This is a genomic window from Moraxella sp. TY6 (assembly GCF_048551375.1).
GTDB lineage: Bacteria > Pseudomonadota > Gammaproteobacteria > Pseudomonadales > Moraxellaceae > Faucicola.
Map to the genome: position 1 here is coordinate 58,267 of NZ_JBLYZJ010000001.1, position 19,889 is coordinate 78,155.

Sequence of the window (19,889 nt, forward strand, 5' to 3'; positions counted from 1 at the left end):
AACCGTCTTTTAACTTTAGGACTTACGCAAATTATCAATTCATTTCTCTGAATAAAGACGCTAGACCCCTGCATTCGCAGGGGTGATGAAATTTAAAAAAGAATCGTCATTCCCACGAATGTGGGAATCCAGTGTCTTTTGTGTAAGTCCTAAATTAACAACCGCTATGTTAACTTGAGAACCCCCATGTTTGAACGTATCAAAACTGCCCTTATTTTGCTTGTCATTGTCGGTGTGGCGATGTTTGCCAGTCGTGAGCCGTATTTGATACTACCATTATTGCTCGTGGGGGCAGGGGTTGGGGCGTATGAATGGGCGAAACTCATGCCAAAAGCGGATACTGACCTTGCTACTTACCAACCACCAAGCCAACAAATCCAAGTCAAACCAAGTAGCCAAGCCGATTATGTTTATGCAGGGATAGTATTGGCAGTGGTGCTTGTAGTGCTAGGCTTGTCATTTTTACCCAATCTAGATATCAGTTTTAATGCCACGCTAGTTTGGGCAGGATTTTGGGCGGTAGCAAGTGTGATTTGGCTATTGGTGATTCGTTGGGTGGGGCAATATCCGAATGCCACGCAAGCATGGTACGGTAAGTCGTTATATGCGATGGGTGTGGTGTTGCTGACTTCGGCGATTACCGCCATGTACTATCTATGGTCGCTGTCGGCTTGGTGGTTACTGTATGTGTTTGTGTTGGTATGGTGTGCTGACAGTGGGGCGTATTTTGTCGGTCGTAAGATTGGCAAACGCAAGATGTCTCCATATGTGTCCCCTAATAAAAGCGTTGAGGGCTTGATGGGCGGGCTTGTGACAGGTGCTTTGGTTGTTGTTGGTGTGGCGTTTGGTTTGCTAAAAGATTGGTCAGGGCTTGCGATAGCATTGTTTTTGGTGTTGTCTTTGGTGACGATTGTGATTTCGGTGTTTGGCGATTTGTTTGAGAGTATGCTCAAGCGTCATGCAGGGGTGAAAGATGCAGGGTCGTTGTTACCGGGGCATGGTGGGATTCTTGACCGTATTGATTCGCAGTTGTCAGCGATGCCGATTTTTGCGTTGGGATTTTGGGCAATGCGGTATTTTGGGTTAATCTAAATTTTTATTGGTTATACTAATGTATAAACCAATAAAAAAGCCCCAAATGTCATTAAGCTGAGAGAGGAAATAAATAAAATATCTACCGCTAAAATAAAGGTCTTGTATCTTTGAATAGATGCAAGCCTTAGCCCTGTGAAAATCATGCCTGTACATAATAAAAATCCCAATCCGCTAAATGCAAATACATGGTCAGATAATGTGGCAATGTGATTAGGATGGTGAAAGGTGTTTATCATAGCGACAATTGTGATACATAATCCTGCAAGAGTGGGTGTGGCAGACATCAGTGATAAAATTTCATCTCGCTCAAATTCTTTGCGTTTAGGTAGCATCAATTTATCTCATGGTTTATTAAGGTATATTGTGGTAAAAATCCATTATTTTACTCACATTGTTTACTCAGTAAGTGGGTAGATAATCTTAAAATTATACAATAATGATTGATTAAGTTAGGTAGTTTTTATGGCTTAATCCGACAATTCAATAAGGTCTTATGTGCTTATTTTCAATAGGATTGATTACGATAATTTGAGTGAATTGAGGGTTTAAACTTATATAATCAGGTGGTTTAATTTTATTCAAATAACTAAAAATCAAAGGTATTATTTTGACAATGAAAAACATCGCCCTCCTCGGAGCAACAGGCTCAATCGGTGACAGCACGTTATCCGTCATCGCCCAAAATGCCGACCAATACCACATCACAGGTGTGTCAGGCTATTCACGCCTTGATAAGCTACTTGCCATTTGTGAGCAGTTCCGCCCAAATTATGTCTGTCTGCCAACTGATAAAGCCGATGAATTTCGTAAGCTCCTCACCGACCATCAGCTAACTTGCCAAATCCTGACAGGTGAGCAAGGCTTAAGTGAACTTGCCACTTTACCCCAAGTCGATATCGTGGTTGCCTCTATCGTGGGTTCAGCAGGGTTGCCCTCGACATTATCTGCGGTACAAGCAGGTAAAACCGTCCTCCTTGCCAATAAAGAAGCCCTTGTAATGGCAGGCGAGTTGATGATGGAGGAGGTCAAAACCTCTGGGGCAACCTTACTGCCGATTGACAGCGAACATAATGCGATTTTTCAATGTTTGCCCAAAGACATTCAACAGCAACGTGGCGAAATTCATCAAGTCAATCATGGGGTAAAAAAACTGTGGCTGACGGCTTCGGGTGGGCCTTTTTTACACAAGACTTTTGACGATATGCAAAATGCCACCGTTGCCGAAGCAGTGAAACACCCTAACTGGTCAATGGGGCAGAAAATCTCGGTGGATAGTGCCACCATGATGAATAAAGGGCTTGAGCTGATTGAAGCGAGTTTTTTATTTGATATGCCAGTGGCGGATATTGGTGTGGTGATACATCCGCAGAGTATCGTGCATTCGATGGTTGAATATAATGACGGCAGTATTTTGGCACAGCTTGGTAGCCCAGATATGCGGACACCGATTGCTCATGCGTTGGCGTATCCGAATCGTATTGAGAGTGGCGTTGAGCGGTTGGATTTATTTAGCCTAAGCAATTTGCAGTTTTTACCGCCTGATTTGACCAAGTTTAAATGTTTGAGTTTGGCGTATCAAGCGATGCAGTGTGGCGGTTATGCCTGTATTGCCTTAAATGCCAGTAATGAAGTAGCGGTGCAGGCGTTTTTGGATGGTGAGATTCGTTTGACGGATATTGCCGATATTAATGAACAGGTTTTGAATCAAACTGAGCAACAGACTATCAGTTCATTGGACGATATTTTACAAGTCGATAAAAAAGCTCGTGAATTGGCAAGACAGGATATTTTTAGTTTGAGTAAAGCTTGATGGAGTTTGATAATTTTGGGCTATTATTGGCTTATATGGCTTTGACAGTAGCAATGATGGGCTATCAAACCAATGCTTATCAACAAAAACCAACAATGACCATTCAGCAATTCGACCAATTTTTAAGCCTTTCTCGTGACCAAAAAACCAATCAATTGTATTTTCAAAGCTTAAATGGTGAGTCAAAGGTGCAATGTGGTAAATATTGGTATTCGGATTATGCCAGTTTTACTCATAATGACATTCAAACCTTAAAAAATTTGAACGATGTCATTGATATCGCTAGTTTAAAGCTTGATTCTATTGAGAAAAATGAATATACACTGCATGATAAAAACCATCAATACGTTGTCATTTTAACCTTATGTGATAATACAGTGTCGTTTCAAAACTTTTCACCTAAAAAATCTGCACCAACGTCTATCCAATAAGCCGTTCATTTCGTCATTTATTACCCTACCAACAAAACTCTTATAGATTGTTTTTCATAAATTTGTCATCATAAAAAGCTTAACAACCGCTTTTTTATGATAGGTACATGAATGACATTTCTTTTGACGGTATTGGCGGCCATCGTGGTACTTGGACCACTCGTTGCATTACATGAATGGGGGCATTATATTGTTGCTCGGCTATGTGGTGTGAAGGTGTTGACCTATTCGATTGGGTTTGGTCCTAAACTGTTGTCTTGGACAAGTAAAAAGACAGGCATCAATTACGCTGTTTCTGCCGTGCCGTTGGGTGGCTATGTCAAAATGCTGGATGAGCGTGAAGGTGAAGTTGACCCAAAAGAACGCCATTTGGCATTTAATACCCAAAAACCGTGGAAAAAAATCGCCATCGTGTCGGCAGGCCCGATGATGAATTTAATCATTGCGGTTTTTTTATATTGGCTGTTATTTGTGTCGCCCAGCGAGGTACTTGCCACTAAGGTGGGCAGTATTGTTCCCAATTCCCCTGTTAGCCATACCAGTTTACAAGTTGGTGATGAAATCACCCAAGTGGATGGCGAAAATGTGCAGAGTTGGCAGGATATCAATTATTCGTTAGCCGACCGTATGGGTGAAACAGGCAATGTTCAGTTGACGGTGCAGAATCTCAAAGGTCAAGCCAACATTGCTGTGCCGATTAGCCAGTTTATGAAAACCGAAATAGGTAGCTCTAACAACCCCATTGACAGTCTTGGGGCAATTCCGTGGCAACCCAAAATTCCGCCTGTGATTGGTGAAATTGTGCCGAATGGTTCGGCGGATCGACAAGGTTTACAAGTCGGTGATGTGATTAAAACGGTGAATGGTCAGCCGATTGGTGATTGGTTAAGTTTTTCTAAAATTGTCAAAGATAATCCAGAAGTGGCATTAAATATTGGGATTGAGCGAGCAGGGCAAGCCAAAACGTTATCCGTCATGCCTCAAGCCAAAAAAGATACCATGGGACAGCGTTTTGGGCAAATTGGTGCAGGGGTTAAGCAAGCTCAAGTCGTTGTACCGCCCGAATTTAAAAAAACCATTCAATATAATCCCATTGAAGCAATGGGTAAGGCACTGCATAAAACCACGGATTTAAGTATGATGACCCTCAAATCAATGGGAAAAATGGTGACAGGGCTGATTGGGGTGGAAAATTTATCAGGTCCAATCACCATCGCCAAAGTCGCTAATCAAAGCTTTAGCATTGGTTGGGAAGCGGTATTATCGTTTATGGCAATTATTAGCCTTAGCCTTGCGGTGCTGAACTTATTGCCCATTCCTGTACTAGATGGTGGGCATATTGTGATGTATGGCTATGAGGCAGTCTTTGGCAAACCGATGCCAAAGCAAGTCCAGACCATCGGCATGAACATTGGATTAGCTTTGCTTGGTTGTTTCATGTTGTTGGCAATTGGTAATGATATTAGCCGACTTTTCTGATGTGGGGGGCGAGGCTATTCCAATGCCAGCGGAAGTATTTTACAATATGCCTTGAATTGGCGTTTAGCAGGATTTTACTAGACTTTATCCGCAAATTAGCTTACCTTATGCCAACCTAACCTGATTTTTTCGGAAAAATATGTTATGCGAAACTCAGCATTATTTATCCTTGCCCCTTTGGCAATGGTCGCCCCTTATGCCCAAGCGGTGAATTTCACTGTAGCAGATATTCAGTTCAATGGCTTGACACGTGTACCAGCCGAAAGTCTATACCCATTAGTGCCTATTAATGCAGGTGAAGTCGCTACCGATACCAATATTGCCAATGCTATCAAAGCGATTTATGCCACAGGTAATTTTTCGGACATTAAAGCCAGTCAAGTTGGTAATAACTTAGTGTTTAACGTGACTGAACGCCCAACGATTGCCAGTGTTAGTTTTGATGGTAATAAACTCATTCCAAAACAAGCCTTGACCGAGGGGCTAAAACGCATTGGTATTGCCGAAGGTAATGTGCTTAAACAAGCCACCGTTGAACAAATCCAATCCGAGCTAAAACAACAATATAATCAACAAGGTTACTATAACAGTGAAGTGACCGTCACCCAAACACCGATTGATAATAACCGTGTTGCACTAAAATTTGACTTTAAAGAAGGCAAGCCTGCCAAAGTGGTCGAAATTAAAGTGTCTGGTAACAAGCACTTTAGCGAAAAAGAAATCAAACAAGCGATGAATCTTAAAGAATCATCATGGGTGAATGTCATTAGCAAATCTGACCGTTTTGCCAAAGAAAAAATGGCGGCCAGCCTAGAAAGTGTCAATGCCATGTATCAAAATGCAGGCTTTGTCAAATTTAGTATTGATGATGCCAATTTGAACCTAAGCCCAGAAAAAGACAAGGTTTATATTGACCTAAAAATCACGGAAGGCGAGCAATATCAATTTGGTACAGTCAAGTTTTTGGGTAGTCCAAATTATGACCTACAAAAACTGCAAGACCAAGTTGCATTTAAGGCAGGCGAGCGATATACCCAAAAGCAAGTCACCACCACCTTACAAAATTTAGGGACACTGTACGGCAATGACGGCTATTATTTTGCCCAAATTCGCCCTGTCCCACGTATCAACGATACCACACGCACTGTGGATATGGATTTCTTTATCGACCCTGTGCGTCCTGTGTACGTTCGCCGTATTAATTTTAGTGGCAATACCAAAACTGCTGATGAAGTGCTACGCCGTGAAATGCGTCAGATGGAAGGGGCATTGGCATCCAATGAGAAAATTGAGCTATCACGCACTCGTTTGATGCGGACAGGTTTTTTCAAAACCGTCAATATTGATGTGAAGCCATTGGCAAACACCCCTGACCAAGTTGATTTGAATATCACTGTTGAAGAACAACCCTCAGGTACAAGTACCATCGCTGCAGGTTATTCACAAAGTGGTGGTTTGACCTTCCAAGCAGGACTTAGCCAATCCAACTTTATGGGAACAGGTAATAAAGTCAATCTTCAGCTTTCTCGCTCAGAAACGCTGAACAGCTACTCATTAGGCTATGTCAATCCGTATTTTACCCCAGATGGTATCTCGCAAGGGGCAAACTTATACTATCGTGAAACCAAATACGATGACAAAAATATCTCAAACTATGTCACCGACTCGTATGGTGGTACGGTCAATTTTAGCTATCCGATTGACGAAACCAAAAACTTGAGTGCAGGGCTGAATGCTGACCATACTACAGTGCGTGCAGGTCGGTCATTAGCCGTGGCAAACTTGCAATATCTTAAAGATGAAAATAACACAGATTTAAACATCATTAACATTGATGGTGATGATGATAATGAACGCTTTAATGCAGGCTATAATACCTACAGCCTAAATCTTGGCTGGAATATGAACACCCTTGATAAAGGCGTATTCCCAACCAAAGGCATGCGTCATAATGTGAATCTTGACTTGGCATTTGGCGATGCCCAATACCAAAAACTGGTATATGATGGTAGCTATTATCACCCATTTTATAAAGGCAGTGTGTTACGTGGCTATACCAAATTAGGCTATGGTAATGACTTGCCGTTTTGGGATAACTTCTTTGCAGGCGGTTATGGCTCAGTGCGTGGCTATGAAAATGCCACCCTTGGACCAAAAAGTGACCGCTATCGCTTTGCAGGCTCAGACCTTTACCCAGAAGAAATTGGCGGTAATGCGTTAGCCCAAGTGGGTACAGAGTTGATTTTACCAATGCCATTTAAAGGCGACTGGGCAAGCCAAATCCGTCCTGCATTATTTGTGGAAGGGGCTCAAGTCTTTGACACCACCAATAAAGACACCAAAACCATGGATGTGAATGGCAAAACAGTACCGCTGATTAATGGTAAAGATAACGATATGCGATTTAGTGCAGGGGCAGGGATTACATGGATTACCCCAATCGGTCCGATTTCGTTAAGCTATGCGTATCCATTGAATGACAAAAAAGATGACAAACTTGACCGTGTACAGTTTGAAATCGGACGTTTATTCTAATTGTAACAATAAGGAAAATTATGAAAACTTCACCTTTTACCATCAAAGCCTTGAGCATTGCTTTAGTCACTTCCGTGGCGTCATTGGCTAGTATGTCAAGCTTTGCCAATAACGTGGGTGTGTGGAATTCACAAATCGCCATTGCCAATAGCAACTATGCCAAAGCCAAAGTTGCTAGCGTCAAAACGGCGGTTGCCCCAAAACAGCAACAACTACAAAGCTACAAAGCCAATATTGAGCGTTTACAACAGCAATATGACAGCCAAAAAGATAAGCTAACCCAATCGCAAAAAGATGACATTCGTAAGCAAATCCAAACCAATCTGCAAAACTACGAACAAGTCGCTTCACAAATCCAAACCACGTTAGAAGCCAGCGAAAATGATGTCATGCAAAAAATCGCCCCAAAAATGCAAGGCATCACTGAAGCGATTATGAAGCAAAAAAACATGGATATTCTCATTGATAACCGTGACCGCAATGTGACTTATGTCAAACCAGAGTGGGAAGTGACCAAAGACTTTATCCAAAAAATCAATGAACAAGTAAAATAAAGTTTGTTATTATTGTATTGTAAATGATAATTGGGTAAGAAATCATATCAATCGGTAGGGGCGTATTGCATACGCCCAAAACACAAATATATGGTTTTTAATGACATTTCAAATAAGTAAAAAACGCAATCCTAGCCATTGCGTTTTTTATTATCCAAAATATTTAAGGATAGATTATGCTAACTTTGGCGGAGATACTCGCTGTACTGGGTGAAAAACAAACAACTGTGTTAAATAAAGCGGATTTTAGCCAATCTCAGCTTGAGCAAGTGATGATTGGCATTGCACCGCTTGCCAGTGCCACAGCGAATGATTTGGCATTTTTAGCCAATCCCCATTACCAAAATGACCTTAAAACCACCCAAGCAGGGGCAGTATTGGTAACGCCAACGATGGTGCAACATTGCCCTTCGCATACGGTGGCAATCGTGGTGAATAATCCTTATTTGGCGTATGCACAATTATCGGCATTATTTCGCTTTCAGCCCAATCAGCCCACTATTGCTATTCACCCAACTGCCATCATTCATGCCACTGCCACCCTTGGTCAAGGGGTCAGCGTGGGAGCGTATAGCGTGATTGGTGAAGGTGTGGTAATCGGTGATGATTGTCAAATTGACAGCCATGTGAGCATTGAAGATTTTGCCAAACTTGGAAAAAATTGCCAAATAAAATCGCATGTGTTCATTGGTCATCATTGTCAAATCGGTGAAGGTGTAATGTTGCACAGCCATGCCAGCATCGGCAACGAGGGCTTTGGCTTCGCCCCTAAAGGTAAACCCGATACCCAAGGTTGGCAAAAAATCCACCAACTCGGCAAGGTTATCATTGGTAATCATGTGCGAATCGGTAGCCAAACTTGTATCGATAGAGGCGCGTTGGGTGATACGATAATCGAAGATAACGTGATTATTGATAACTTAGTACAAATCGCCCATAACGTGCAGATTGGGGCAGGCACAGCGATTGCAGGCTGTGTGGGGATTGCAGGTAGTAGCAAGGTCGGTAAACGTTGCGTGTTGGCAGGTGGCGTGGGGCTAGTAGGGCATATCACTATCGCCGATGATGTCACCATCACAGGCATGACCATGGTCACCAAATCCATCATCCAAGCAGGCAGTTACTCATCAGGCACGCCGATGATGCCAACCAATTTATGGAAACGAGTGGCAGTGAAATTTAAACAATTGGTTTGAGGTAAAATAAAAATTTGAGAAAACAACTGTAAACTCAAATCAAAAAAGCGTACAATAGCCTTTTGAATGATAAAATCCAACCAAAGGAATCATCATGGATTTTGAAAAACTTACCGAAGCGGATTTTACCGCTCTTAATGAGCGAAATGTCACATTGCCTATCAATATCATGGCGTTAAAAGAGTATTTACCGCACCGCTATCCGTTTTTATTGATAGACCGAGTGACCGCTTGCCGTCCCAATGAATGGATTACCGCCATCAAAAATGTCACGGTCAATGAGCCATTTTTTAATGGTCATTTTCCTGAAGAGCCCATCATGCCGGGGGTATTGATGATTGAAGCGATGGCTCAAACCGCTGGTGTGCTAGGCTTTATCACCAAAAATGCCAAACCTCGAGATGGCTATATTTACCTGTTTGCAGGGGTGGATAAAGTCCGCTTTAAACGCCAAGTCATTCCGGGAGACCAGTTGATTTTGCGAGCCACCAAAACGATGGAACGTCATAATATTTATAAGTTTAGCTGTACTGCTTGTGTTGGTGATGAACTGGTGGCAAGTGCGGAATTGACCATTTCTGAACAACGTACACAATATTAGACCTCTGTTCTAACTGCTAAGCGTGGGTTAGCAAAGTGTTACCCACGATATATTGCGTCAAAAATTAGGTATGAAAAGAGCCTGATAAAAATGACTTATGATGGTTTTTTCAGTACCTAAATATCCTTAACTGACAGAAAAGTTGCGAGAAAAATAGCATTCATAGTGAAAAATGCTATAATAGCCCTTTTATCATCAAGTTGTTATAGTGATTTGAATAAACAACCTAGTAGGGGCGTACAACATACGCCCTTTTATAAAAAGGTGTGTTTTTCATCGAATAAACTATAATTAATTTGAATTGGCAACATGGCATCGCCAACCGCAGTTAGAAGGATTGTTCATGAGCATTCATCCCACCGCCATCATTGACCCTACGGCAACGATTCACCCTACCGCTACGATAGGGGCATATTGTATCGTGGGCGAACAAGTGACGATTGGGGCGGATACCAAGTTAAATTCTCATGTGGTGGTCGCAAAATGCACCCGCATTGGCGAACGTAATGAGATTTTTCAATTTGCCAGCATTGGTGAAGACTGTCAAGACCTCAAATACAATGGCGAAGAAACTTGGCTTGAAATCGGTGATGACAACCGTATTCGTGAAGCCTGTAGCCTGCATCGTGGCACAGTGCAAGATAAGGGACTGACCAAAATCGGCAACCGCAATCTCTTTATGGTCAATACCCATATTGCCCATGATTGCGTGGTTGGTGATGATAATGTGATTGCCAATAATGTGGGCGTGGCAGGTCATGTGCATATCGGCAATCATATCATTATTGGCGGTAATTCTGGTATTCACCAATTTTGTCATATTGATGATTTTAGTTTGATTGGTGGGGCGAGTCTTATTTTAAAAGACGTTGGGGCATTTAACATGGTGTCTGGCAATCCTGCCAAAAGTCATGGCTTAAATATTGAAGGCATGAGACGCAAAGGCTGGTCAAAAGAAACCATTAATTATTTGCGTCAAGCGTATCGGTTAATTTTCCGTGCTGGTTTAACCAAAGAAGAAGCGATTGTGGCAGTGACGGAACAAGTATTGCCATTTGAGCCTAAAGCCCAGTTATTGCTTGATTCTTTGGTGCAAAGTGAGCGTGGGTTGGTGAGATAAATTTCTTTCAGACGTTTTATTCATAGCCTTTGTACATGACAAAAATTTTATCAAAGTAGGGTGCGTCCCACGCAACTTTACAAATCAATTGCTTAAAATGGTGCGTAAAACGCACCCTACAGCCTTGCATAAAATTGTCGTGTTTTGAAAGATTTTTGCATTATCAGCGATGAATTAATTAGCTTAATGTCAATTCGGGTTTTTCCAACCCTTGTTTTTGATAAAATTCATCAACAAACGCATCAAATCTATCTTCCTCAATTGCTTGACGAATATCTGCCATCAATCGTTGATAAAAACGCAAATTATGAATCGTGCCAAGCTGTGCTGAAAGCATTTCGCCACAGCGGTGTAAGTGGTGCAAATAAGCACGGCTAAAGTTTTGGCAAGTATAACAATCACATTCGCTATCAAGGGTCGATTCATCAAAACGGTGACTGGCGTTTTTGATTTTGACCACACCATGACTGGTAAAATAATGTCCATTGCGTGCATTACGGGTTGGCATCACGCAGTCAAACATATCCACGCCACGGCGTACCGCTTCGACAATGTCTTCAGGCTTACCAACGCCCATCAAATAGCGAGGTCTATCGGCTGGCATGGCGTGCGGTAGATAGCTTAACACATCCATCATGTGTTCTTTGGGTTCGCCCACTGACAGACCGCCAATTGCATAGCCGTCAAAGCCCGTTTTTAGCAAGCCTTCAAGTGATTTTTCACGCAAATCACGGTACATACTGCCTTGAATAATGCCAAATAACGCATTAGTATTGCCGAGTTTTTCATGTTCGGTTTTACAGCGTTCGCCCCAACGTAATGATAGTTCAAGCGATTTATTCGCCTCAACATGGGTCGCAGGGTAGGGGGTGCATTCGTCAAACTGCATGACGATATCAGAATTGAGCGATTTTTGGATTTGCATGGAAATTTCTGGTGACAAAAATACCTTTGCCCCATCAATCGGCGAGCGAAAATACACGCCTTCTTCTTTGATTTTTCGCATTGCCCCAAGGCTAAATACTTGAAATCCGCCAGAATCGGTCAAAATCGGCTTATTCCAACCAATAAAATCATGCAGTCCGCCAAAGGTGTCAATGACAGCGGTGGTAGGGCGTAGCCAAAGATGAAAGGTATTGCCAAGAATGATATCCGCCCCAATCGCATGAATATCACGAGGGAGCATGCCTTTGACTGTGCCATAAGTACCAACTGGCATAAAGGCAGGGGTTTGGACTTCGCCATGAGCGAGGTGGACTGTGCCTCGTCTGGCACGGCTTTCGCCAGTGGCGGATTTATGCAACGTGAATTTCATCAATTTTCCTTAATACTTGCAATAGGCTACGATATCAAAATACCAAACACAAAAAAACCTGCTCAATGGCAGGTTTCATGCGGTTTTAATACTGCTAAGATGGTTAACAAGTTGGTGGGGACGGAGAGACTCGAACTCTCACACCTTGCGGCGCTGGAACCTAAATCCAGTGCGTCTACCAATTTCGCCACGTCCCCAAAGTTACTTAACAGTAACGCTTTAGAACTTGTTATTGCGTCTTAGTGGTTGCGTATTATATAGATTCTAAAAATTACGTCAAGCGATTTTTTGAAAAATTTCGCAAAAATATGCAATTTTTTCATTTTTTGGCTTAATTGACCATAAAATCCAAATACCGTTGGCTAAAGTTATGAATATTGGTAGCGACCATCGGCATATCCTTATCCGCCACCCCAAACCAACGAGCCAAGGTACTGGCATATTGGTCGGTTGAGGTGGTCGGAATCAAGCGACCTTGCCCCACATCACTGGCGGTATCCACGCCATACTCAGGGGTTTGCCCATAAATCATTTGACCTTTGACCGCCCCACCCATGATAAAGTGATGTCCGCCCCAACCGTGGTCTGTGCCATCGCCATTATTGGCAAACGTGCGTCCAAAATCCGACATGGTAAAGGTGGTGACTTGATTGGCAAGCCCCATTTCAACCGTGGCTTGATAAAAACTTGCCAACGCCTCATCAAGTTCTGCCATTAGTTCGCCATGTTTGGTGAGTAAATTATCATGGCAATCAAAGCCCCCCAACGTCACGATAAACACTTGACGTTGATTGCCCAGTAGGCTGTTGGACTTAATCATATTGGCAACGGATTTAAGCTGTTTTGCCAAAGATGTGTCCGCAAAAGGCGTGGTGATATTGGCTTGGGTAAAGGCTTGGCGTAAGGTGGCTTGGGCGTATAAGGAATTGCCAAAGGTTTGGCTGATTTGTTGCTCAAAGACGTTTTGGCGAGGGGTCGCCATCATTTGCTTGACCAATTTTGGCACTTGGTTTGAGTGAAATAGCCAATTATCATTATCGGCTTTTTCAAAGCCATACATGGTAATTGCCCCATCTTCACTGAGGTTAAATTGGCTGACTTGGTTGCCTGCCAATAAGCCCATTTTACCATTCGGACTGGTGTTGAGGCAGGTAAAAAGAGGGCTTTTGTTTTGACTCATCGTCAGTTGCCCCAAAGTTGCTCCCCAGCCATGCCCTTTACCTTCTTGGGCGTTGGTTTGCCAAAATGCTTGTTGGTCATTGTGTGAAAATAATTTTGGCGGTAGGTTATAAGCTTGGGTTTGATAAAGCTGTTTGTTCGTTGGCATGATTAACGTGCCGACATTTTGCAATACCGCTAGTTTTTGTTGGTTAAATAAAGCCTGTAACCTTTTGAGGTTGGGATGTAAGCCATATTGCACACCATTGGCAAGCGGTTGTTTGGGCGATAATGGCAATACACTGGCTCGGTCAAGGGCGATGTTGCCACGATGTTTTTGATAAATGGGATAGTTGGTGGTATCTATCGGCACGAGGGTATTAGCATGGTCATTGCCACCCAATAAAAACACGCCAACTAAGGCTTTATAATCTGGGATATCACTAGCGACTGCTTGATTCATGGCAAGTAGGTTAAGAGCGAAGCTTTGGCTTGCCCCCATGCCTGCTACTGCCCCCACACGAGCCAAAAACCCACGGCGATTCATCGTTGTCATTGTCATGTTAGTATCCTTTGGTGTTTTTTATATGGCTATTTTTGTACACGGCTATTTTTCACACGCTTATTTCTGTACACGATAGTCAGGGCTAATCATCGTCATCCAACAAGCCACCGCTACACGCTGTTTTTGCCAGTCTTTGACAGTTGTGCCAATCGAATTAACCGCTTGTAGGATATACGATACCGTGGAGGGGCTTAATGATTCTGCGGTTAAGATTAAATTAAGGCGATTGACGAGCGTGGTTGGGTCATTTGCCAGTGATAATAGGTCGCCATAGTCATTGGCAATTTCACAAATTTGCCAATTATCTTTGGAATCCACGCCACGATTTGCCAAACTTAAAAAGAAATTTTGATAGCCTGCAATCGAGTTTTCATGGATTAAATATAACTCTGGGGCGGAGAGCTGATTCACCTCAAACTCAGTGCCACTGGGGCGATAATTGGGGCGGAAAAAGTTAAACACAGAGGGTGAGGCAAAAGGGCTTTGACCAATCGCCCAACGCTCATGCCCCAAACTGCCAATCAGCCAGTTACCTGAAATGGATTGTTTGGTGGTCAAGGTGCGTACCCATTGCACAAAACTTATCATCGGCTCACGTACTTTACCGCCAAATGAGCTGGTCGGTGGCGTGCGAGCTTCGGTATCTAGCAAAATCGCTTTGACCACAGCCCCCAAATCGCTTCGCACCCCTTGACCGTTATTGTTAAAAACATTGGCAACACGAGCCACATACGCAGGGCTAGGGTTACTGGTAATCAAGCGTTGGATTAATTGTTTGCAGATAAAGGGGGCGACATTGGCATGATTGGCAATGCTATCAAGTGCCATGCTGAGGGCTTGCGAGGGCGAGGTATTGGCAGGAATGAGTGTGCCAAAAATTTGCTTGCTTGTATTGTCGTGTAAGGTTGGCTCAACGACCATCGGCTTAGTGTGAATTTCAGCCGTGGCTTTCCAAGGGTGTTTGACCTCGGCTAATTGATAGCCTGTGAAGACTTTTGCCAGTTCTGCCACTTGTTTAAGGTTGTAAGTTTCGATGGGTTGCCCTGTAGTGGTGAGTTTGGGTGTGCCATCCAAATTGAGTTCGACCAAACCAATGCTAAATAACTGTAAAACCTCACGAGCATAATTTTCATCGGCTTGACTGCCTTTACTGGGGTCAGCTTTTTTATTGCCTAAGGTGTTAAGATAACTACCCATCGCCGAACTCAATGTCACCGCCTCAAGCAACGCACGATAATTGCCAAACGCATGGCGATTGAGGATATCCCAAAAATTGGCAATCGCCAACGCACAATAGCGAATATCCGTTCCCATAAAAGACACTACAAAAATCTCGGACAATGCCAACGCTACCCGTTTGCGGAGCGTGTCAGGTTGGGTGATTAGCTGATACCATATCATCGGTTGACTATGTGAACCCCAAGACCCTGAAAAATTTTCCTCATCTTCAACCGTGCGAGTAAATACCTCACGATGGCGATATAGCCAGTCATAGCCTTTTTCACCAATCGGCATGGTAAGTTGGGTATTAAGCCATTTTTCAAAGCCCATTTCACGAACCACGGCAATTTCAGCCAATGTCGAAGAAAACTGGGCTTGTTGTAAAAATCTGGCAGATGCTTGGTCTGTGGGTGGCGGGCTAGGTGGTTGTGAGTTGGTCGGTTGGGGCGTGGGTTGAGGGCTAGGAGAGGGAGGAGATGTCGCAGAAGATGTACCCCCACCGCCACCACAAGCTGTTAAAAATGCAGATAGGCTCAAGATTCCGCCTAATTTTAGCGTGTTAGGATTACTATTTACCCATACAAATTTGGTATTTGGCAAATGATGCGATAATAGGCGGTTCAGCAAGGGTCTACTTACACGCAAGCCAATTTCATCCATAAATTATTACTCCAAAATATTGTGTAAGTTTTGCTTGAATTATTTTTTCCGTAAGTCGTAAGTGATGCAACAATTTGGAATAACAAGCAGAATTTTGTGGGTAACGCTATGCTAACCCACATTAACAGATTCGATGTTATAAGATAAAGGTGTTGAGGTACTTAGAAAAATTATACGCCAAAAAACGCATCTCGGATATCATTTGCCCCTTGCTGGAGGATGGGAGTGAATGTCAACAACTCTGCCAAAGACAGTCGGAATACAGGCGAGTGAGCATACAATGAAGCGATATAACGCCCCTCTTTATCGCAGATTGGCACAGCAATCGCCACCATTTTATCAATCAACTCTTCATTATCCACACCCACGCCCGACTCTGCAATTTTATCAAGCTCACGGTTGAGTTTATCTGCATTATCAAAGCTATTGGCAGTACGTTTGCTCAAGGATAATTGATTGACCGTAGCCCTTCGCTCATCGGCAGGCAAGGTGCTAAGGTATAGCTTACCTGTCGCCGTACACCAAATAGGGGCTTCAGAATCCACAGGCATATATACTTGCAGAGGATTGAGGGTCGGTACACGGTCGGTATAAACCATCTTCAAATTGTAAGGCACGGCAACCCCACAGGTTTCTCCGATTTTATCGACCAAGCCTTGCAAAATCGCATAGCGTTGCACGGCATTTTGCTCACTTTGCCAAAGGTGAATCGCCATATGGCGAGTACGTGATGCAGGGACAATCGTACCATTCAAATCCACACGTACAAAACCTTCTTCTTGTAACTGCTGAATCAAGCGGTGCATGGTGGGCTTAGGGATTTCTAGCATTTCAGACAGGTCTAAAGGGGTCAGTGGACGATTAGCAGAAGAAACCGCTTCAATGATTTGTAAAACACGGGTAATAGAAGAAACACGAGCCATAATTTTATCAGTCGTTTTATCAGAAAAAGTTGTCAAAATTTGCACAATGGCAAAAAAGCTAGCATAACGGTTTTGCAAGATTTCGACAAGCATCCGCTGAACCGAACCCCATAAATAATTTTGCGAATCCCCTGCTCACGCCCATTTAACTAAGGGTATTTAAATTGTTATCAGACCCAAGGTAAGGTATCATACAGCCCATCGGATTATGTATAAAAGAGAAACCGTATGCCACGTTTTGTTAGTTTTAATATCAATGGTCTAAGAGCCAGACCCCATCAACTTGAAGCCGTACGTGATACTATCGCCCCAGACGTCATCGGCTTGCAAGAAACCAAAGTCCATGATGAAGCCTTTCCGCTGACGATGGTCGAGGATATGGGCTATCATGTCGAGTTTTTTGGACAAAAATCCCACTATGGTGTGGCGTTATTGTCGCTCAACAAGCCGATTTTTGTGCAAAAAGGCTTTCCAACGGATGAAGACGATGCCCAAAGGCGTTTTATCCATGCTCGTTATGATTTTAATGGCAAACAAATTGACGTATTAAATGGCTATTTTCCACAAGGCGAGAGCCGTAAGCATGAAACCAAATTCCCCATGAAACGCAAATTTTATGCGGATTTGACGGATTATATTTTGCAGTTAAAAGCTGAAAACCGTAGCTTGATTTTGATGGGGGATATGAACATTGCCCCGCAAGATTTTGATATTGGCATAGGTGAAAAAAATGCCAAACGCTGGCTATCACAGGGGATTTGTTCGTTTTTGCCAGAAGAACGTGAGTGGTATCAGACCTTGCTTGCGACTGATTTGCATGACACTTATCGGCATTTGTATGAGCAAGGCGAGGATTTGAGTTGGTTTGATTATCGCAGTAAGGGCTTTGATGATGAGCCAAAACGTGGCTTGCGGATAGACCATATTTTGATGACGGCAGATTTGAAAGATAAGCTGAAAGGGGCAGGCGTGAGCTATGCGTTGCGAGCGATGGAAAAGCCAAGCGACCATGCTCCGATTTGGGCGGATTTTGATTGATTGCCTTATTTTAGACATAAAAAAACCTAAGTAATTTACTTAGGTTCTTAAAATATGGTGCCCGGGGCCGGACTTGAACCGGCACGCTCGTAAGAGCGAGGGATTTTAAATCCCTTGTGTCTACCAATTTCACCACCCGGGCAGGGTAGTCACATCAACGTTATTCGCTATGTGCTGGAAGTGGGTGCTATTATAATTGGTTTTTTTTACTTTGCAAGTGATTATTTAAAAATTTTTTAACTCAATCACACACAACCAAAATTAATAACAAACCATGAAATGGAGGCTGAGGCCGGAATCGAACCGGCGTCCGCGGATTTGCAATCCGATGCATGGCCACTGTGCTACCCAGCCATTTCATTTAGGGTTGCTATGATAGCAAAAATTTTAGAAAGTGCAAGGCTTTTTTTGGGGTTTTGTGTGTTTTATCCAAAAATAGGGATTATTTTTTGGTCGCAGAGGATTTGATGACCTTTAGTACTAAAATTTCAGCATGATTTGCGGTAGAATAGGGCATTATTTTTTAACATTAAAATCATCAAAAGGAACGCCCATGACTGCACAAATCTTAGACGGTAAAGCCTACGCCAGCCAAATGGAAACCGAACTTGCCAAGCGAGTTGCCAAACTTAAAGAGCAAACAGGTCGTACGCCAATTTTAGCAACGATTTTGGTCGGTGATGACCCTGCGTCAGCGACTTATGTCAAAATGAAAGGCAATGCCTGTAAGCGTGTCGGCATGGATTCGCTCAAAGTCGAAATGCCACAAGCCACCACCACCGAAGAATTATTGGCAAAAATCACTGAACTCAACGCCAACCCTGATGTTCACGGTATTTTGCTACAGCACCCTGTGCCGTCACAAATTGATGAACGTGCGTGTTTTGATGCGATTGCGTTGGCAAAAGATGTCGATGGTGTGACTTGTCTAGGCTTTGGCAATATGGCGATGGGCGAGCCTGCGTATGGCTCTTGCACGCCACAAGGCATTATGTATTTGCTTGAGAAAAATGGCGTTCAGCTAGCAGGTAAACACGCTGTGGTCGTGGGTCGCAGTGCGATTTTGGGCAAGCCGATGGCGATGATGCTACTCAATGCCGACTGTACCGTGACGATTTGTCATTCACGTACCCAAAACCTTGCTGAACTGGTCAAACAAGCGGATATCGTGGTGGGAGCAGTGGGTAAACCAGAACTTATCAAAAAAGATTGGATTAAACAAGGGGCTGTGGTAGTCGATGCTGGTTTCCATCCGAGAGTCAATGCTGATGGAACAAATGGCGGTGTGGGCGATATCGAATTAACAGGGATTGAAGACATTGCATCCGCTTATACACCTGTTCCAGGGGGTGTGGGGCCTATGACGATTAATACGTTGATTCGTCAAACCGTAGAGTCAGCGGAAAAAACGTGCTAAACCATACGTTAAATAGTGCCTTATTAAATAATGCCTTACACCAAGTTTTACCAACTGCAAATTTGGTAAAAACCCCTGTATCCCTTTTGTCCAACGAAGGGTCGTCCACCCAAAATCAGCCATTTTACCTATGGCTGATTGACCCCAATTTTTGTCATCAAGACTTGACCGCTGATGTTATCGAAAACCTTTGGAACAACTGTCCTTACTGGGTATTTGCATGGGCTTCAGGGCAGGTGTTGGCTCACTATGTTTTACAAAATCCTCACCTTGTCAAAGATAAGGTCGTGATGGACTTTGGGGCGGGTTCTGGGATTGTCGGTATCGCCTCAAAGATGGCAGGGGCAAAGCAAGTCATTTGCTGTGACATTGACCCCGTGAGTTTACTTGCTTGTCAAGCCAATGCTGATATTAATGCACAAGATATTGATTTATTGGATAATTTATTTGATTTATGCAAGCAGTTTAACATTGATAAAGTCGATGTATTACTGGTAGCCGATGTGTTGTATGACAAGGCGAATTTGCCGTTATTGGATTTATTTTTGCAATATGCCGATGAAATTTGGGTGGCGGATAGCCGTGTCAAAAACTTTACCCATCCACATTACCAAAAAATCACCACGTTAGATGATACCACCACCTTGCCCGATATGGACGAGGCAAAGCAATTTAACCAAGTGGTGATTTATTGCAGTGAGTTTGCAGAAACAGGATTATTGAAATAATTTGTAACAAAATTATCGCTTATTTGGCAAAATCAAGGCATAA

The 19,889-nt window shown here is 43.1% G+C and carries 17 protein-coding genes and 3 tRNA genes; 12 read left to right on the plus strand and 8 right to left on the minus strand.

Annotation, left to right across the window (positions count from 1 at the left end):
- Positions 1 to 186 precede the first annotated feature (186 nt).
- On the plus strand, positions 187 to 1,092 hold the full coding sequence (locus ACK1U4_RS00275) for a phosphatidate cytidylyltransferase (protein WP_419399689.1): 906 nt from the start codon (positions 187 to 189) through the stop codon (positions 1,090 to 1,092).
- Between the two features lie 11 nt (positions 1,093 to 1,103).
- On the opposite strand, the gene ACK1U4_RS00280 is transcribed toward ACK1U4_RS00275, so the two are convergent.
- Positions 1,104 to 1,427 (minus strand): hypothetical protein, encoded by a 324-nt coding sequence (locus ACK1U4_RS00280; RefSeq protein ID WP_419399690.1) that lies wholly within the window; start codon positions 1,425 to 1,427, stop codon positions 1,104 to 1,106.
- Positions 1,428 to 1,708: 281 nt separating this feature from the next.
- On the opposite strand from ACK1U4_RS00280, the gene ispC reads away from it, so the two are divergent.
- From ispC to lpxA, 8 genes are all read left to right on the plus strand, one after another.
- Complete coding sequence (gene ispC, locus ACK1U4_RS00285; protein ID WP_419399691.1) at positions 1,709 to 2,905, plus strand: 1-deoxy-D-xylulose-5-phosphate reductoisomerase; 1,197 nt, start codon at positions 1,709 to 1,711, stop codon at positions 2,903 to 2,905.
- The gene (locus ACK1U4_RS00290) at positions 2,905 to 3,336 is read left to right on the plus strand and encodes a hypothetical protein (protein WP_419399692.1); all 432 of its coding nucleotides are present in this window, start codon (positions 2,905 to 2,907) and stop codon (positions 3,334 to 3,336) included. The genes ispC and ACK1U4_RS00290 overlap by 1 nt, the downstream gene beginning before the upstream one ends.
- A 111-nt stretch (positions 3,337 to 3,447) precedes the next feature.
- Positions 3,448 to 4,815 (plus strand): RIP metalloprotease RseP, encoded by a 1,368-nt coding sequence (rseP, locus tag ACK1U4_RS00295; RefSeq protein WP_419399693.1) that lies wholly within the window; start codon positions 3,448 to 3,450, stop codon positions 4,813 to 4,815.
- A gap of 144 nt (positions 4,816 to 4,959) precedes the next feature.
- Positions 4,960 to 7,350: an outer membrane protein assembly factor BamA gene (gene bamA / locus ACK1U4_RS00300; RefSeq protein ID WP_419399694.1), complete on the plus strand. Its 2,391-nt coding sequence runs from the start codon at positions 4,960 to 4,962 to the stop codon at positions 7,348 to 7,350.
- Positions 7,351 to 7,370: 20 nt separating this feature from the next.
- Positions 7,371 to 7,904 carry an OmpH family outer membrane protein gene (locus tag ACK1U4_RS00305; RefSeq protein WP_419399695.1) on the plus strand — a complete coding sequence of 178 codons (534 nt, stop codon included), beginning with the start codon at positions 7,371 to 7,373 and terminating at the stop codon, positions 7,902 to 7,904.
- A gap of 176 nt (positions 7,905 to 8,080) precedes the next feature.
- Entirely contained in the window at positions 8,081 to 9,100 is a 1,020-nt protein-coding gene (gene lpxD / locus ACK1U4_RS00310; protein ID WP_419399696.1) for a UDP-3-O-(3-hydroxymyristoyl)glucosamine N-acyltransferase, read from the plus strand.
- Positions 9,101 to 9,194: 94 nt separating this feature from the next.
- Complete coding sequence (gene fabZ, locus ACK1U4_RS00315) at positions 9,195 to 9,701, plus strand: 3-hydroxyacyl-ACP dehydratase FabZ (RefSeq protein WP_419399697.1); 507 nt, start codon at positions 9,195 to 9,197, stop codon at positions 9,699 to 9,701.
- 343 nt (positions 9,702 to 10,044) lie between these two features.
- Positions 10,045 to 10,821 carry an acyl-ACP--UDP-N-acetylglucosamine O-acyltransferase gene (lpxA, locus tag ACK1U4_RS00320; RefSeq protein WP_419399698.1) on the plus strand — a complete coding sequence of 259 codons (777 nt, stop codon included), beginning with the start codon at positions 10,045 to 10,047 and terminating at the stop codon, positions 10,819 to 10,821.
- Between the two features lie 178 nt (positions 10,822 to 10,999).
- Here lpxA and tgt read toward each other — a convergent pair whose 3' ends face one another.
- From tgt to ACK1U4_RS00345, 5 genes are all read right to left on the minus strand, one after another.
- A complete protein-coding gene (gene tgt / locus ACK1U4_RS00325) occupies positions 11,000 to 12,136 on the minus strand; it encodes a tRNA guanosine(34) transglycosylase Tgt (protein ID WP_419399699.1) in 1,137 nt (378 codons plus the stop codon).
- Between the two features lie 112 nt (positions 12,137 to 12,248).
- Positions 12,249 to 12,333: transfer RNA gene (locus tag ACK1U4_RS00330), tRNA-Leu, on the minus strand.
- A gap of 134 nt (positions 12,334 to 12,467) precedes the next feature.
- Complete coding sequence (locus tag ACK1U4_RS00335) at positions 12,468 to 13,856, minus strand: DUF1501 domain-containing protein (protein WP_419399700.1); 1,389 nt, start codon at positions 13,854 to 13,856, stop codon at positions 12,468 to 12,470.
- 60 nt (positions 13,857 to 13,916) lie between these two features.
- On the minus strand, positions 13,917 to 15,740 hold the full coding sequence (locus ACK1U4_RS00340) for a DUF1800 domain-containing protein (RefSeq protein ID WP_419399701.1): 1,824 nt from the start codon (positions 15,738 to 15,740) through the stop codon (positions 13,917 to 13,919).
- 170 nt (positions 15,741 to 15,910) lie between these two features.
- Positions 15,911 to 16,756 carry an IclR family transcriptional regulator gene (locus ACK1U4_RS00345; protein ID WP_419399702.1) on the minus strand — a complete coding sequence of 282 codons (846 nt, stop codon included), beginning with the start codon at positions 16,754 to 16,756 and terminating at the stop codon, positions 15,911 to 15,913.
- A gap of 135 nt (positions 16,757 to 16,891) precedes the next feature.
- Between ACK1U4_RS00345 and xthA the strand changes: the two genes are divergently transcribed.
- Entirely contained in the window at positions 16,892 to 17,701 is an 810-nt protein-coding gene (gene xthA / locus ACK1U4_RS00350) for an exodeoxyribonuclease III (RefSeq protein ID WP_419399703.1), read from the plus strand.
- Positions 17,702 to 17,756: 55 nt separating this feature from the next.
- Here the strand turns inward: xthA and ACK1U4_RS00355 are convergent.
- Positions 17,757 to 17,843, minus strand: a tRNA-Leu gene (locus ACK1U4_RS00355).
- A 138-nt stretch (positions 17,844 to 17,981) separates the two neighbouring features.
- Positions 17,982 to 18,055: transfer RNA gene (locus tag ACK1U4_RS00360), tRNA-Cys, on the minus strand.
- Between the two features lie 199 nt (positions 18,056 to 18,254).
- Here ACK1U4_RS00360 and folD point away from each other — a divergent pair.
- Together folD and ACK1U4_RS00370 are read left to right on the plus strand one after the other, a co-directional pair.
- Complete coding sequence (gene folD, locus ACK1U4_RS00365; RefSeq protein WP_419399704.1) at positions 18,255 to 19,118, plus strand: bifunctional methylenetetrahydrofolate dehydrogenase/methenyltetrahydrofolate cyclohydrolase FolD; 864 nt, start codon at positions 18,255 to 18,257, stop codon at positions 19,116 to 19,118.
- The gene (locus ACK1U4_RS00370) at positions 19,112 to 19,846 is read left to right on the plus strand and encodes a class I SAM-dependent methyltransferase (RefSeq protein ID WP_419399705.1); all 735 of its coding nucleotides are present in this window, start codon (positions 19,112 to 19,114) and stop codon (positions 19,844 to 19,846) included. Before folD ends, ACK1U4_RS00370 begins: the two co-directional genes overlap by 7 nt.
- Positions 19,847 to 19,889: the final 43 nt, after the last annotated feature.

Excerpts from the sequence above, each read along its gene's own strand:
- ACK1U4_RS00290 (WP_419399692.1), top strand. The coding sequence starts at position 2,905 with ATGGAGTTTGATAATTTTGGGCTATTATTGGCTTATATGGCTTTGACA.
- ACK1U4_RS00275 (WP_419399689.1), top strand. The coding sequence starts at position 187 with ATGTTTGAACGTATCAAAACTGCCCTTATTTTGCTTGTCATTGTCGGT.
- ACK1U4_RS00345 (WP_419399702.1), bottom strand. The coding sequence starts at position 16,756 with ATGCTTGTCGAAATCTTGCAAAACCGTTATGCTAGCTTTTTTGCCATT.
- bamA (WP_419399694.1), top strand. The coding sequence starts at position 4,960 with ATGCGAAACTCAGCATTATTTATCCTTGCCCCTTTGGCAATGGTCGCC.
- rseP (WP_419399693.1), top strand. The coding sequence starts at position 3,448 with ATGACATTTCTTTTGACGGTATTGGCGGCCATCGTGGTACTTGGACCA.
- ispC (WP_419399691.1), top strand. The coding sequence starts at position 1,709 with ATGAAAAACATCGCCCTCCTCGGAGCAACAGGCTCAATCGGTGACAGC.
- folD (WP_419399704.1), top strand. The coding sequence starts at position 18,255 with ATGACTGCACAAATCTTAGACGGTAAAGCCTACGCCAGCCAAATGGAA.
- ACK1U4_RS00340 (WP_419399701.1), bottom strand. The coding sequence starts at position 15,740 with ATGGATGAAATTGGCTTGCGTGTAAGTAGACCCTTGCTGAACCGCCTA.
- tgt (WP_419399699.1), bottom strand. The coding sequence starts at position 12,136 with ATGAAATTCACGTTGCATAAATCCGCCACTGGCGAAAGCCGTGCCAGA.
- ACK1U4_RS00280 (WP_419399690.1), bottom strand. The coding sequence starts at position 1,427 with ATGCTACCTAAACGCAAAGAATTTGAGCGAGATGAAATTTTATCACTG.
- ACK1U4_RS00335 (WP_419399700.1), bottom strand. The coding sequence starts at position 13,856 with ATGACAATGACAACGATGAATCGCCGTGGGTTTTTGGCTCGTGTGGGG.
- lpxA (WP_419399698.1), top strand. The coding sequence starts at position 10,045 with ATGAGCATTCATCCCACCGCCATCATTGACCCTACGGCAACGATTCAC.
- xthA (WP_419399703.1), top strand. The coding sequence starts at position 16,892 with ATGCCACGTTTTGTTAGTTTTAATATCAATGGTCTAAGAGCCAGACCC.
- lpxD (WP_419399696.1), top strand. The coding sequence starts at position 8,081 with ATGCTAACTTTGGCGGAGATACTCGCTGTACTGGGTGAAAAACAAACA.
- fabZ (WP_419399697.1), top strand. The coding sequence starts at position 9,195 with ATGGATTTTGAAAAACTTACCGAAGCGGATTTTACCGCTCTTAATGAG.
- ACK1U4_RS00305 (WP_419399695.1), top strand. The coding sequence starts at position 7,371 with ATGAAAACTTCACCTTTTACCATCAAAGCCTTGAGCATTGCTTTAGTC.